8 protein-coding genes and 1 riboswitch are annotated in these 14,409 nt (G+C 54.3%); of the genes, 3 read left to right on the top strand and 5 right to left on the bottom strand.

The annotated features are described in order from the left end of the window. Positions 1 to 10: 10 nt before the first annotated feature. From EJ361_RS19155 to leuC, 5 genes are all read right to left on the bottom strand, one after another. Entirely contained in the window at positions 11 to 2,992 is a 2,982-nt protein-coding gene (locus EJ361_RS19155) for a SusC/RagA family TonB-linked outer membrane protein (RefSeq protein WP_126247251.1), read from the bottom strand. Between the two features lie 772 nt (positions 2,993 to 3,764). Next, positions 3,765 to 5,270, bottom strand: coding sequence for a 2-isopropylmalate synthase (locus EJ361_RS19160; protein WP_126247252.1), 1,506 nt, complete (start codon positions 5,268 to 5,270; stop codon positions 3,765 to 3,767). 18 nt (positions 5,271 to 5,288) lie between these two features. Next, positions 5,289 to 6,368: a 3-isopropylmalate dehydrogenase gene (gene leuB / locus EJ361_RS19165; RefSeq protein ID WP_126247253.1), complete on the bottom strand. Its 1,080-nt coding sequence runs from the start codon at positions 6,366 to 6,368 to the stop codon at positions 5,289 to 5,291. 8 nt (positions 6,369 to 6,376) lie between these two features. Continuing rightward, a complete protein-coding gene (gene leuD, locus EJ361_RS19170; protein WP_126247254.1) occupies positions 6,377 to 6,976 on the bottom strand; it encodes a 3-isopropylmalate dehydratase small subunit in 600 nt (199 codons plus the stop codon). Between the two features lie 23 nt (positions 6,977 to 6,999). After that, positions 7,000 to 8,397 carry a 3-isopropylmalate dehydratase large subunit gene (leuC, locus tag EJ361_RS19175; RefSeq protein WP_126247255.1) on the bottom strand — a complete coding sequence of 466 codons (1,398 nt, stop codon included), beginning with the start codon at positions 8,395 to 8,397 and terminating at the stop codon, positions 7,000 to 7,002. A gap of 245 nt (positions 8,398 to 8,642) precedes the next feature. Between leuC and EJ361_RS19180 the strand changes: the two genes are divergently transcribed. The 3 genes from EJ361_RS19180 to EJ361_RS19190 all read left to right on the top strand — a co-directional run bounded on the left by EJ361_RS19180 (position 8,643) and on the right by EJ361_RS19190 (position 14,347). Continuing rightward, complete coding sequence (locus EJ361_RS19180) at positions 8,643 to 10,196, top strand: hypothetical protein (RefSeq protein ID WP_126247256.1); 1,554 nt, start codon at positions 8,643 to 8,645, stop codon at positions 10,194 to 10,196. A gap of 402 nt (positions 10,197 to 10,598) precedes the next feature. Next, a riboswitch (cobalamin riboswitch) is annotated at positions 10,599 to 10,800 on the top strand. A gap of 140 nt (positions 10,801 to 10,940) precedes the next feature. Then, positions 10,941 to 11,912, top strand: coding sequence for a ribonucleoside-diphosphate reductase small subunit (locus EJ361_RS19185; RefSeq protein WP_126247257.1), 972 nt, complete (start codon positions 10,941 to 10,943; stop codon positions 11,910 to 11,912). Positions 11,913 to 11,974: 62 nt separating this feature from the next. Continuing rightward, positions 11,975 to 14,347 (top strand): ribonucleoside-diphosphate reductase subunit alpha, encoded by a 2,373-nt coding sequence (locus tag EJ361_RS19190; RefSeq protein ID WP_126247258.1) that lies wholly within the window; start codon positions 11,975 to 11,977, stop codon positions 14,345 to 14,347. Positions 14,348 to 14,409 lie beyond the last annotated feature (62 nt).

Genomic DNA, 14,409 nt, shown 5'->3' on the forward strand with positions numbered 1-14,409 from the left:
ATTTACGTGGTTAGAAAGTTACCTGGGCGCCCAGCGTGAAGGTGCGGGTGACGGGATACAGGCTCAAGTCGCCATACCCCGGGGTAAGGCCTACAACGCCGATGGCGGTGGGGTCTAGCCCGGAATAGCCCGTGATCGTGAAAACGTTGCGCACACTGCCGTACACCCGGAAATTGCTGACGAGCTTCGATTTCAATTTGGGCGTCCATCCCAGTGTAATATTATCCAGCCGGAAATAATCGCCGTCTTCCAGGAAGTAGTCGGTGATGAGTTTGGATGACTTGATATGACCATTGCGGGTGTAGGCATCCTTCAGCAGGTTGATGCCCGCTTCCGCCTGCAAACCGTAATACATCTGGTAAAGGTTCAGGATTTGATAATCGAAACGGCCACGGAAAAACAGGCTGAGATCAAAAGCTTTGTACGACAGCGAATTGCCCCAGGCCAGTTCATACCTTGGCGCGCCATGGCCGATATAGGTACGGTCGCGGTCTCCGTTGGCATTGGCGTAATTGATCGCTTCCTTCCCTACCTGGCCATCTTTCCAGATCATGATCTGCCCATCGTCATTCACACCGGCATACTTGTAACCGTAAAAGCTACCCAGTTCGGTGCCGGGATCTAACCGGTAGGCGCGGCCCGGATTGCCCGGCGAAGGTAAATCCTGCAGGGTGCGGAATGCGCCTTTGAACGCATCGTTGGACCAGGTTACCAGTTTCGATTTAACATACGAAGTGGTGAGATTGGTGGAATAGGTGAAATCGCTCGTTTTCACCGCATCCCAGTTGAGGGTGAGCTCCACGCCTTTGGAACTGGTGGTGCCCACGTTCACGAACATCTGGTCGTGCGGGAATGCGCCCACGGCTACGTCGTAGTTGTCGAGGATGCCTTTGCTGCGGCGGTCGAACACGTCGATGCTACCGCTGAGGCGGTTGTTGAGCAGCGCGAAATCAAGCCCCACGTTATACGCGATGGCGCGTTCCCAGGCGAGGTTGGGATTGAAGTTGTTGCCGGGTCCGTACACATTGATCCATGCACCCTGGTCGTTCTGGTACATACCATACTTCTCGTAGCGGAACAGCGCGGTGTAGCGGGAAAAGCCGGAGCGGCCGGTAACGCCGTAAGACGCGCGCAGCTTCAGATCGTCGAATAACCGGCTGTCTTTCAGCGCGGGCAGGTTGGAGATGCGCCAGGCGGCAGACACGGCGGGGAACATGCCCCATTTGTTGTCTCGCCCGAATTTGGTATTGCCTTCATACCGGAAAGAAGCCGTGAGGAAATACGTGTCATCGAAGTTGTAATTGATACGGCCGAGGAAAGCGATGAGTTTTTCCTTTGTTTTTCCCGAGCCCATGCCCAGGCGCCCTGCTTCGCGGTTCCAGAGGCCTGCGTCGAGGTTATTGTAGCCGAACGCGTCGCTGGGGAAGTTCATGTTTTCGGCGTTGAAGTTCTGATAATTGAATTCCTGGTACGAGTAGCCGCCCATGGCGCTCAGGTCGTGTTTCCCGAAGGAGGTGTTGTAATTGCCGATCCATTCGAGGGTATAATCCGACCATTTCTCGGTGCCGAGCCGGGCGCGGCCGGTGCGGTTGTTGGAAATGGATTCAGGCGCTTTGGAAGTATAATATTCCCGGCGGAGTTTTTCCTGTCCCTGGCGGGCGAGTTTGAGTTCCGTATTGAAGTTTTTGAGGATATGGAATTTCGCGTTCAGGTCCACAATTGAGTAATTCACGTCTGCCCCGTTTTCCCGCGTGAGCAGGCTGGCCACGGGATTGTAGGTGTCGTAACCTGCGAGGAACGTGTATTTCGTGGGGTCTGCGGGGTCCATGATGGGGATGGTCGGATTGAGTTTCGCGGCCTGGTTGAACACGCCGTAGTCGGTGTATTCTTCCTTTACGAATCGCTGCGACAGGTTGCCGGACAATTCCAACCGGCCATCGATGGCTTTCTGCAGGAAGTTGGCGCGGTAGCCGTATTCCTTGCGGTCGGAAGCGATGTCTACCCCTTCTTTGGTGCGGTAGTTCCCGGAGAGGCGGAATACGGTGTTTTCGTTGCCGCCCGAAACGGTGAGGAACTGGTTGGTGCCGATGTTGTTTTTATGGAGGAGCTCATCGTACCAGTTGGTGCGCGCGCCCTGGTCGGTGCCCCGGTTATGCGCCAGGTATTCATCCGCGGTGAGGATATTGGGTTTGGCGGCAACGGCGTCGTGTTCGAGGTAGCTGTCGTAGGTGACGGTTACTTTCCCGCTTTTCCCTTTTTTCGTTTCGATGAGGATAACGCCGTTGGCGCCGCGGGAGCCGTAGATGGCGGCAGCGGCGGCGTCTTTGAGCACGGTTATGGAGGCGATGTCTTGCTGCATGATGTTGCGCAGATCGCCGCCGGGCATGCCGTCGATAACGATGAGCGGGGAGGTGCCTGCGCCGAGGGAACCAGCGCCGCGGACCTGTACGTCCGTATTGCGGTTGGGATCGGCGGCGGCGGGGTTGGAAACGGTGACGCCGGCCACTTTACCGTCGATCTGCTGCAGGGGTGAGTTGAAGCCGCCCTGGATGAAGTCTTTGCTTTGCACGGTGGTGACGGCGCTGGTGAGGTTCCGTTTGGCGACGGAGCCGTACCCTACAACAACGACGTCTGTCAGTGTTTTTCTCGAAAGGGCGAGCACGATGTTGAGCTCGGATTTTCCGGTTACGGGAATTTCCTGTGGTTCGTAGCCGATGAAGGTGACGTTGAGCACGGCGTTATCTGGCGCGGTGAGCTTGAATTTCCCTTCGCCGTCGGAAACGGCGCCGGAGGTGGTGCCTTTGATCTGGATGGTGACGCCGGCGAGAGGGGTGCCGGCATCGTCTTTCACGGTGCCGGTGATGTTTCTGGATTGCCCGAGTACCTGTGCGCAGGTGAGGAGCAAAATAGGGACGGCGAGCCGAAACCCTTTGCTAAATCGATTTAGCAAAAGTCCGGACATGCCCCTTGCAAGGAGTGTTGCAGTTTTCATTGTAGTTATGTTTTAGGATTGAGGAACAACTTCCCGGGCTAACAAGCCGGATGACGGCGTTAGATAATGGCGTTGGCGAATGTTCCTGGCTACTTTACCGAAATCGAATCATGAAAATCGACCGGATATGCATCGGCTCCGGTGCCTGGCGCGTTGGCGGATAGTGTTCAATCTGGTCATACGTGGGTCAATGAATTTTGGTTTCATAATACAATTCGTCCGTGGTTTCTCTACGTTCACTGCCGGCAATTTTTTTCTGTCTGATATGGCGGTTGACGGCGGGTAACTAGTGTTCGTCGATGATTTCGAAATATGGTTTCAAGCAATAAAATCCGGTGGTAAACCGTCTGACCAACAAGATAAGAAGAAGGTAACTTACATCCAAATAAAATTTATCTATATCTATGCCGAACCTCGCGCTGCACGCGTACTACAGCAAATTTCAGGCCGAGGCCCCACCCCCTTCCCCCCTCCCCTGATCACGATAACAAAATTGGTTCCCGTACATTATTATATCACTGCGCTCATCCCCCAGCATCCTCATATCCTTCCCATTCTTAAACCGAATTTACTTTCCGCCTATGCTGCAGATTGTAGCAACCGAAGCTACCGGGAAATAAAAATATTGCCGGTATGCTTTGATGAAGCCCATTAACACATCCGGAAACAGAACTGCTTGCCGTCGATGGATGAAACCATCACATCCCGAACGCCTTAAAACGACGAAAGACCGCACCATGGCGGTCTTCCGGAGGATAATATATCGGTTCGACTAGTAGATCTTGTTCAGTGCGTCCACATAAGCATGCACGCTGGCGTTCACGATGTCGGTCGAATATCCGAAACCGTAGTAGGATTTACCGTCTTTATGCACGCGCATGTTCACCTTGCTCACGTCTTCACTACCGCCGCGCATCGCCTGGATGCTGAATTCGTCGATGGTGATCTCGTCGTTGATGATATTGGAAATGGCGTTGATCGTCGCGTTCACCGGACCGTTGCCGGCCGCGCTCGCTTCCTTCTCTTCGCCGTTCACCCGCAGTTTCACCGTAGCCATCGGGCGGAGGGGATCGCCGCAAACCACCTGGAGCAGCGTTACCTTGATCGCCTTGTCGTCGTAATGGTTCGCATCGCCATCGCCCATGAGCACCAGCAGATCGTGGTCATTGATTTCCTTTTTGCTGTCGGCCATTTCGAGGAAACGCGCGTACACCTCGTCGAGGTTGATCTTGTCGATCTTGTAACCGAGTCTTTCGAGGTGGTGCTTGAGCGCGTGGCGGCCGCTGCGCGCGGTGAGGATGATGGCGTTGGACGACAGGCCGATATCTTCGGGATCGAGGATCTCGTAGTTTTCGCGGTGCTTCAGCACACCGTCCTGGTGAATGCCGGAGCTGTGTGCGAACGCATTGCGGCCCACGATCGCCTTGTTCGGCTGCACGGGCATGCGCATCATGTTAGACACGAGGTTGCTGATCTCGTAGATGCGTTTGCTGTTGATACCTGTTGTATAACCCAGCGCGTGGTGCGTTTTGAGGATCATCGCTACTTCTTCCAGCGATGTATTGCCGGCGCGCTCGCCGATACCGTTGATGGTACATTCCACCTGGCGTGCTCCGTTGATCACACCGGCGATGGTATTGGCGGTAGCCAGGCCGAGGTCGTTATGGCAATGCACGGAAATGATCGCCTTATCGATATTCGAGACATGGTCTACGAGGTACTTGATCTTGGCGCCATATTGTTCCGGCAGGCAATAGCCGTTGGTATCCGGGATGTTCACCACGGTAGCGCCCGCGGCGATAACGGCTTCGATCATTTGCGCGAGGTAAGCATTGTCTGCACGGCCTGCGTCTTCTGCATAAAATTCAACGTCGTCCACGAATTTGCGGGCGTATTTCACGGCGCTCACCGCTCTTTCGAGGATGGCTTCGCGGGTGGAGTTGAATTTATATTTGATGTGCATGTCTGAAGAGCCGATACCGGTATGGATGCGCTTACGCTTGGCGAACTCCAGTGCAGACGCTGCAGCGTCGATGTCGGCCGTGTTGGCGCGCGTAAGCGCGCAGATGACCGGTTCGGACACTGCCTTGGATATCTCCACAACGCTCTGGAAATCGCCGGGGCTGGAGATGGGGAAGCCGGCTTCGATCACGTCTACGCCGAGGGCTTCAAGTTCTTTTGCTACGATAATCTTCTCCACGGTGGTGAGCTGACAGCCGGGCACTTGCTCGCCGTCGCGCAGCGTGGTATCAAAAACGTATACTCTATTTTTATCCATGATATTGTAAACAGTTGATTAGTTAAGGTTTTTGAGCACCTGGGCGCCCATCGCATCGGTACCCAGCAGCATATCGTTGGCGGTATGTTTATTGGCGATGTCCATGGTCCGGTAGCCCTGGCGCAGCGTGGCGTCAACGGCGCGGATCACGCGCTGCGATTCGTCTTTCAGCCCGAAAGAAATATCGAGCAGCAGGGCGGCAGACAGGATGGAGGCCAGCGGGTTGGCGATGCCTTTGCCGGCGATGTCGTGCGCGGAACCGTGGATCGGCTCGTAGAAACCTACGCGGTCGCCCACGGAGGCAGACGCCAGCATTCCCATAGACCCCGCTATCTGCGAAGCCTCGTCGGTGAGGATGTCGCCGAACAGGTTGCCGGTCACCACCACGTCGAAGCGTTTCGGGTCTTTGATCAGCTGCATGGCGGCGTTGTCGATGAACATGTGTTCGGTTTCCACGTCGGGAAATTCTTTCGCGATTTCCTGTACAACTTCTCTCCACAGGCGGGAAGCCTCCAGTACGTTGGCTTTATCGACGGAGCAGAGTTTCTTGCGGCGCGTGCGGGCGGCTTCGAAGGCCTTCCGGGCGATGCGCTCCACTTCGTATTTGTGATAGATCATGAGGTCGGAAGCGGTGGCGCGGTCTTCGCTGCGCAGCTTCTCCCCGAAATACACGTCTCCGGTCAGTTCGCGGAAAAACAGGATATCGGCCCCCTGGAGGATTTCCGGCTTGATGCTGGAAGCCTGCAGCAGGTCGTCGAACAATTTGATGGGGCGCAGGTTGGCGTAGAGGCCCAGTTCCTTGCGGATTTTGAGCAGCCCCTGTTCCGGGCGCACCTTGGCAGTAGGGTCGTTGTCGTATTTGGCGTGGCCGATGGCGCCGAAAAGGATAGCGTCGGATGCGCGCGCCTTGTCGAGCGTTTCAGCCGGCAGCGGATCGCCCGTGGCCTCGATGGCTACGTGGCCCATGATGCCCTCGTCAAACGTAAATGTATGATTGAAATTCACCGCAATCGTTTCCAGCACTTTCTTACCCCACGCGGTTACTTCCTGTCCGATCCCGTCTCCGGGTATTACCAGTATTTTCTTTGAAACTCCCATAGATTTTTTTAGAAATTAAAAGGTCTTGTTGTTTCGTATGTTTCGATCTCGTTGCGGAGGCTGAGGAGATAATCGATATCGTCGTACCCGTTGAGCAGGCATGTTTTTTTGTAAGGATTGATGTCGAAGTTTTCCTTCTCCCCCGTTGCTTTGATTTCGATGAACTGCTCTTCCAGGTTCACTTCGATAGCGGCGGAAGGCACTTTCTCGACGGCGCGGAAGATCTTCTGCAGAAAATCTTCGCTCACCTGCACGGGCAAAATGAAGTTATTGAGCGCGTTGTTCTTGAAAATATCGGCGAAGAAGCTGCTCACCACTACTTTGAAACCGTAGTCGCCCAGCGCCCAGGCCGCATGCTCGCGGGAGGATCCGCAGCCGAAGTTTTTGCCGGCTACCAGCACTTTGCCTTTGTAGATATCGTTGTTGAGCACGAAGCCGGCTTTCGGTGTATTGTCTTCGCCGAAGCGCCAGTCGCGGAAAAGGTTTTCACCGAAACCGTCGCGGGTGGTGGCTTTCAGGAAACGGGCCGGGATGATCTGGTCCGTATCGATGTTTTCTATCGGTAAGGGTACCACGGAGGATACCAGGTTTGCGAATTTTTTGTCCATGTTGATGGTGCTGTTTCAGGGAATTAAATCATTGCGCGCACGTCTGCCACTTTGCCGGTGATGGCCGCGGCCGCGGCGGTCAGCGGGCTTGCCAGGAAGGTCCGGGCGTTGGGGCCCTGCCTGCCTTCGAAGTTGCGGTTGGAGGTAGCGATGCAATATTTTCCAGCCGGGATTTTGTCTTCGTTCATGGCCAGGCAAGCGGAGCAACCGGGTTGGCGCAGCTGGAAGCCGGCGGCTTCGAAGATCTTGTCGATCCCTTCTGCGATGGCCTGCGCTTCTACCTGCTTGGAGCCGGGCACGATCCAGACGGTTACGTCTTCGGCTTTCTGTTTTCCTTTCACGAATTCGGCCACCATGCGGAGGTCTTCGATGCGGGAATTGGTGCAACTGCCGATGAACACGTAATCCACCTTTTTGCCGAGGAGCTGCGATCCGGGCTGAAGGTCCATGTACTGGAGGGATTTGGAGAACGAAAGCTGTTCTTTCTCGTCGATATCCGCCAGTGCAGGGATGTTACCGGTAACGCCCATGCCCATCCCGGGATTGGTGCCGTAAGTGATCTGAGGCTCGATGTCGGCGGCGTCGAAAGTCAGTTCGGCGTCGAACACGGCGTCATCGTCGGTACGGAGGGTGTTCCAGTACGCGAGGGATTTTTCCCAGTCTTCGCCTTTGGGAGCGAATTCCCGTCCTTTGATATATTCGAAAGTAGTGTTGTCTGGAGCGATGAGGCCGCCACGGGCGCCCATTTCGATAGACATGTTGCAGACGGTCATGCGGGCTTCCATGCTGAGGCTCCGGATGGCTTCTCCGGCGTATTCCACGAAATAACCGGTGCCGCCGGCGGCGGTGATCTGCGAAATGATGTAAAGAATGATGTCTTTGGATACGACCCCTTTCTTCAGCTGGCCGTTTACAGTTATGCGCATCCTTTTGGGTTTGTACTGCAGGATGCACTGGGTGGCCAGTACCTGTTCCACTTCGCTCGTGCCGATCCCGAAGGCTACGGCACCGAAGGCGCCGTGGGTGGAGGTGTGGGAGTCGCCGCAGACGATGGTCATGCCCGGCAGGGTGATCCCCAGTTCGGGGCCGATCACGTGAACGATGCCCTGGTAAGGATGGCCGAGGCCGTATAATTCCACACCGAACTCGGCGGTGTTTTGCGTGAGCATTTCCACCTGCTTGCGGCTCAGGGCTTCCTTGATGGGCAGGTGCTGATCGAGGGTGGGAACGTTATGGTCTGCCGTGGCCCGCGTTTTTGCCGGGCGGAACACGGGAACCCCGCGCTTCCGCAATCCGTCGAAGGCCTGGGGGCTCGTTACTTCATGTATGAAATGCGTGTTGATGTACACCGCGTCCGGATGGCCCGGCCGGCTCGCCACAATGTGGCTGTCCCAAATCTTGTCGAATAATGTTTTCCCCATGCGAATTTGACTTTATAAAACCGGGCCTCAATACATGCATCTTGACAATTATATATTAAATGTTAACCCTCAATATGCATTTATCTTCAAACCCGTATATTTGCTTTTCCTGTCACTTTACATCTTCAAATCTAATTGACACTTTTAAACCTCAGTTCGTTAAATTTGTCAATATTACGATTAGCAACTGTCGCCTGATGCCATTAACTTATTGAAAGTCAAATTATTATAATCCAATAACAACGATGTCCAACACGCAGAACGACGCCTTGTTCATACTAATAAAAACGCTCACCAAAGCAGAAAAAAGGAACTTCCAGCTGGCTTTTAACCGGGACAATACGAAAGAAGACGTTCTTTTCATACAGTTGTTCAATGCGCTCGACAAGATGAAGGAGTACGACGACGAGCAGATCCTCCGCCGTGTTCCCGACATCAAGAAGCAGCAGCTGAGCAATATCAAGGCACATCTGTACAAACATCTTCTCACCACCCTGCGGCTGCTCTATAAAACGAAGGATGCGCTCATCGAGCTCCGGGAGCAGCTGGATTATGCCAGGGTATTGTATAACAAGGGGTTATACAATCAAAGCCTGAAAATCCTCGCCAAAGCGAAAGTTTCTGCCCGCGAGCAGGAAGAAGTGATGTTGCATTTCGAGATCGTGGAGTTCGAAAAGCTCATCGAAACACGGCACATCACCCGCAGCCTCGACAACCGCGCCGAAGAACTGTCTGACGAAAGCCGCCTCATCAACGAGCAGCTCAACAACGTATCGCGCCTGTCTACCCTGGCGCTCCGCATGTACGGGCTTTATCTCAAACTCGGCCACGCGCGCGACGAGAAAGATACCCTCATGCTCAGGTCGTTCTTCGATACCAACCTGCCGCCCGTTCAGCATCAGCAGATGAGTTTTTACGAGCGCATCTACCTCTACCAGGCGTATTGCTGGTATTACTACATCCTGCAGGACTTCGTCATGTATTACCGGTATACGCAGAAGTGGGTGGACCTTTTCAGCGAATATCCCGCCCTGAAGGATGCGGATGTGGATCTGTACATCAAGGCCATGCATAACCTGCTGACGGCGCACTTCCATACCATGAACCACGACAAGTTCACCGAAGTGCTGCAGGAGATGGAAAACTTCATCACCGAAAAAGAGGAAAGCCTTAACGAGAACACGCGTACCAACGCGTTCGTGTACCTGTATACCGGCAAGGTCAACCGCCACTTCCTCGACGGCACTTTTTCGGAAGGGCTCAAGCTGGTGGCAGAGGTAGAGGAAAAGATCAGCGAGCATCAGTTGACGGTAGACCAGCATCGCGTGCTCGTTTTCTACTATAAAATCGCATGTTTGTATTTCGGCAGCGGCGATAACGATAACGCCATCGTCTATCTCAATAAAATCATCCAGCTGAAGATCGGGAACCTCCGGGCCGATATCCAGTGCTTCGCGCGGATCCTGCACCTGATCGCGCATTATGAGCTGGAGAATTACAGCCTGGTGGAATATCTCATCAAATCGGTGTATCACTTCATCGCCAAGAACAAAGACCTTAGCCAGGTGATGGAGGAAATCCTGAAGTTCCTCCGCAAGAACATGTATGCCAATCCGCGCGCGCTGCGCACCGCATTCCGCGACCTGAAAGGCAAACTGGAGATCATCGCAAAGAACCCGTACGAGCGCCGCAGCTACCTGTACCTCGATATCGTGAGCTGGCTCGAAAGCAAGATCGAGGGCATCCCCGTGCAGGAGGTCATCCAGCAAAAATTCCGGAACAAGGTGCCCCGGATCTAGGAATGCTTCTTGATACGATCTTCACATTGACATCTGTTTTTTGACCCATTCCCGCGAATACTCCTTTCCCCGCCGGGAACGATCGTACGTTTTGAGGGGTATCGCCTCCCATCAGTTATGCATTTTTACCCGAACGGTCCGCCGGGAAGAAATGCTTATTTCCATGAATGTGCAAATAATTGGGTTTCAACTCCCGAATCGGCATATATTTTAACTGTGCTAATATGTGCCAGAAAATCAACACATTGCGAGAAATCCTCATAACAAATACCTGCATTTATGTGTGTAAAAGCCCCGATCCGCCACCCCTGCGGCATCTCCAAAGTTGTTGAGTTCTTTATCCACATATGGGGGTAACTTATGAATTTGTGCAGGGGGTTTGATCATTACATTTGCAGCAGTTCTTGACAACGATGTGCTGGCTTCCGGACGTGTCCGACGCGAGGAATTAAAAGGGAACCGTGTGAGAATCACGGGCAGGCGCGCTACTGTAACCCCCTGTCAATGCCGGTTTCTACAAATTATGCCACTGTTCCGCGAAAGCGGGGCGGGAAGGCCCCCGGCAAGGGATAGCCAGGAGACCTGCCAGCACTTCGGACAACGTCAAAACCTTCGCGATTCAAGGTATTGGCTGACAGCCCCTGCTACTTTCCTTACGAGGATGAGGGGCCTTCGTCGCCCTTCGGATCACGTTCAATCACAAAACTGGCAACTAACACTGGTTAACCATATAAAAAAACTTGTATGAATAACGAGAATGAGATATTACTGAAGGAAAACAAAGACAGGTTCGTACTCCTGCCCATCAACTACCCCGCCATCTGGGAACAATACAAACGCCACGAAGCCAGCTTCTGGACGGCCGAAGAGATCGACCTCTCGGGCGACCTGTCTGACTGGGCCAGGCTGAACGACGGCGAGCGCCACTTCATTTCCCACGTGCTGGCATTCTTCGCCGCGTCGGACGGGATCGTGAACGAGAACCTGGCCGTGAACTTCATGAGCGAAGTGCAGATCCCCGAAGCCCGCTGCTTCTACGGGTTCCAGATCATGATGGAAAACATCCACTCCGAAACTTACGCCCTCCTGATCGATACTTACGTGAAAGACCCCGCCGAAAAGGACCGTCTTTTCCACGCCATCGAAACCGTACCGGCCGTGAAGAAAAAAGCCGAATGGGCCCTCCGCTGGATCGAGAACGGTACCTTCGCCCAACGCCTCGTAGCATTCGCGGCCGTGGAAGGCATCTTCTTCTCCGGCTCCTTCTGCTCCATCTTCTGGCTGAAAAAACGCGGCCTCATGCCCGGCCTCACCTTCTCCAACGAGCTCATCTCCCGCGATGAAGGCCTCCACTGCGAATTCGCATGCCTCCTCTATTCCATGCTCGAAGGCAAACTAAGCGAAAAAGAAGTGCACGAGATCATCGCCGACGCCGTTACCATCGAGAAGGAATTCATCACCGAAGCACTGCCCGCAGCCCTCATCGGCATGAACGCCGACCTCATGAAACAATATATCGAGTTCGTGGCAGACCGCTGGCTCCAGGCACTGGGCGCAAGCAAAATCTACAACAGCGCCAACCCCTTCGATTTCATGGAAATGATCTCGCTTCAGGGCAAAACCAACTTCTTCGAAAAACGCGTGGGCGATTACCAGAAAGCCGGCGTTATGGGCAGCAAGGAAACACAAACCTTCAGCCTCGACGAAGATTTCTAGTCAAAGAATCATAACCACCATCCGACCATATTCAATTTTTCACCCACTAAATTCATCACACTATGTTCGTTATAAAAAGAGACGGCAGGAAGGAAACTGTCAAGTTCGACAAGATTACGGCAAGGGTAGAGAAGCTGTGTTACGGACTCGCGCCGGAATACGTGGATTCAATAGATGTAGCGAAGAAAGTGATCCAGGGACTTTACGACGGTGTTACCACGAGCGAGCTGGACAACCTCGCCGCCGAAACCGCCGCCTCCCTGACGACCAAGCATCCGGACTATGCGCAGCTCGCTTCCCGCATCGCGGTGAGCAACCTGCATAAAAATACGTTGAAGTCGTTCTCCAAAACGATGAAGAAACTCTACGAATACGTTGATCCCAAAACCGGTAAAAACGCCGGCCTGCTGGGCGACGACGTTTGGGAAATCATCAAGGCGAACGCCGACATCCTCGATTCCACCATCATTTACGACCGCGATTTCGCGTTCGATTATTTCGGGTTCAAGACGCTGGAGCGTTCTTACCTCCTGAAAGTGGACGGCAAGATCGCCGAGCGCCCGCAGCATATGTTCATGCGCGTAGCTGTCGGCATCCATAAAGAAGACATCGACTCCGCCATCAAGACCTACAACCTGATGAGCGAGCGCTGGTTCACACACGCCACCCCTACCCTGTTCAACGCCGGAACGCCGAAGCCCCAGATGAGCTCCTGCTTCCTGCTGACCATGAAGGGCGACAGCATCGACGGCATTTACGACACCCTGAAGCAGACCGCCAAGATCTCCCAGAGCGCAGGCGGCATAGGCCTCAGCATCCATAACATCCGCGCCACCGGTTCCTACATCAGCGGCACCAACGGTACCAGCAACGGGATCATCCCCATGCTGCGCGTGTTCAACGACACGGCCCGTTACGTAGACCAGGGCGGCGGCAAGCGCAAAGGCGCGTTCGCCATTTACCTCGAACCCTGGCATGCCGACGTGTTCGAGTTCCTCGACCTCCGCAAAAACCACGGTAAGGAAGAAATGCGCGCCCGCGACCTCTTCTACGCCCTCTGGATGCCCGACCTGTTCATGAAACGCGTGGAAGAAAATGGCGACTGGAGCCTGTTCTGCCCCCACGAAGCACCCGGACTGGCCGATTGCTGGGGCGAAGAATTCGAGAAACTGTACGAAAAATACGAGTCCGAAAACCGCGCCCGCAAAACCGTGAAGGCGCAGGACCTGTGGTTCGCCATCCTCGACGCACAGATCGAAACCGGCACGCCGTACCTGCTTTACAAAGACTCCGCCAACCGCAAGTCTAACCAGCAGAACCTCGGCACCATCAAATCCTCCAACCTCTGCACCGAGATCATCGAGTATACTTCCGAAGACGAAGTAGCCGTGTGCAACCTCGCCTCCCTGGCGCTGCCCCGGTTCGTGATCGACGGCAAGTTCGACCATCAGAAACTCTACGAAGTTACCTATCAGGCTACCATCAACCTGAACCGTATCATCGATCAGAACTATTACCCGGTTGAAGAAGCCCGCAACTCCAACCTCCGCCACCGCCCCATCGGCCTCGGCGTACAGGGCCTGGCAGATACGTTCTTCCTCCTCCGCTATCCCTTCGAAAGCGAGCCGGCGCAACAGCTGAACAAAGAGATCTTCGAAACGATCTACTTCGCTTCGCTGACCGCTTCCAAAGACCTCGCCACCACCGAAGGCAAATACGCTTCCTACGAAGGATCGCCCATTTCCAAAGGCATCCTGCAATACGATATGTGGAACGTGCAGCCGTCTGACCGTTGGGACTGGACCGGCCTGAAAGCCGAGATCAAAAAGCACGGTGTTCGCAACTCCCTGCTGCTGGCGCCCATGCCCACCGCATCCACTTCGCAGATCCTGGGCAACAACGAGTGCTTCGAGCCATACACTTCCAACATCTACACCCGCCGTGTACTCAGCGGAGAGTTCGTGGTAGTGAACAAACACCTGCTCAAAGACCTCGTAGAGCTCGGCCTGTGGGACAACGACATGAAGAACAAGATCATCGCGGCGAACGGTTCCATCCAGGGCATCCCCGAGATCCCGTCCAGCATCAAGGAACTGTACAAAACCGTTTGGGAGATCAAGCAGCGTACGATCATCGATATGGCGGCCGACCGCGGCGCGTTCATCTGCCAGTCGCAATCCCTGAACCTGTTCGTAGACAAGCCGACAGCTTCCAAGCTCACTTCCATGCACTTCTACGCCTGGAAGAAAGGCCTCAAGACCGGCATGTACTACCTCCGCACGCAGGCTGCAGCGCAAGCCGTTCAGTTTACGGTGGAAAAACAGGGTGGCCAGAACATGGTGCCCGTGGTACCCGAAAACGGCTCCGGTGAAATGGAGATCGTGGAAGGTGCGGTTTGCACCATGGAAGAAGGCTGCGTAACCTGCAGCGCATAAATCCGGTTATTCATTGCAGATAATAAAAACCCTGCCCGGGAGCGAAAGCTTCCGGGCTTTTT

Origin of the sequence: Chitinophaga rhizosphaerae (assembly GCF_003958645.1) — a bacterium.
GTDB classification, from domain to species: Bacteria; Bacteroidota; Bacteroidia; order Chitinophagales; family Chitinophagaceae; genus Chitinophaga; species Chitinophaga rhizosphaerae.

Excerpts from the sequence above, each read along its gene's own strand:
- EJ361_RS19190 (WP_126247258.1), top strand. The coding sequence starts at position 11,975 with ATGTTCGTTATAAAAAGAGACGGCAGGAAGGAAACTGTCAAGTTCGAC.
- EJ361_RS19180 (WP_126247256.1), top strand. The coding sequence starts at position 8,643 with ATGTCCAACACGCAGAACGACGCCTTGTTCATACTAATAAAAACGCTC.
- EJ361_RS19155 (WP_126247251.1), bottom strand. The coding sequence starts at position 2,992 with ATGAAAACTGCAACACTCCTTGCAAGGGGCATGTCCGGACTTTTGCTA.
- leuD (WP_126247254.1), bottom strand. The coding sequence starts at position 6,976 with ATGGACAAAAAATTCGCAAACCTGGTATCCTCCGTGGTACCCTTACCG.
- leuC (WP_126247255.1), bottom strand. The coding sequence starts at position 8,397 with ATGGGGAAAACATTATTCGACAAGATTTGGGACAGCCACATTGTGGCG.
- EJ361_RS19185 (WP_126247257.1), top strand. The coding sequence starts at position 10,941 with ATGAATAACGAGAATGAGATATTACTGAAGGAAAACAAAGACAGGTTC.
- leuB (WP_126247253.1), bottom strand. The coding sequence starts at position 6,368 with ATGGGAGTTTCAAAGAAAATACTGGTAATACCCGGAGACGGGATCGGA.
- EJ361_RS19160 (WP_126247252.1), bottom strand. The coding sequence starts at position 5,270 with ATGGATAAAAATAGAGTATACGTTTTTGATACCACGCTGCGCGACGGC.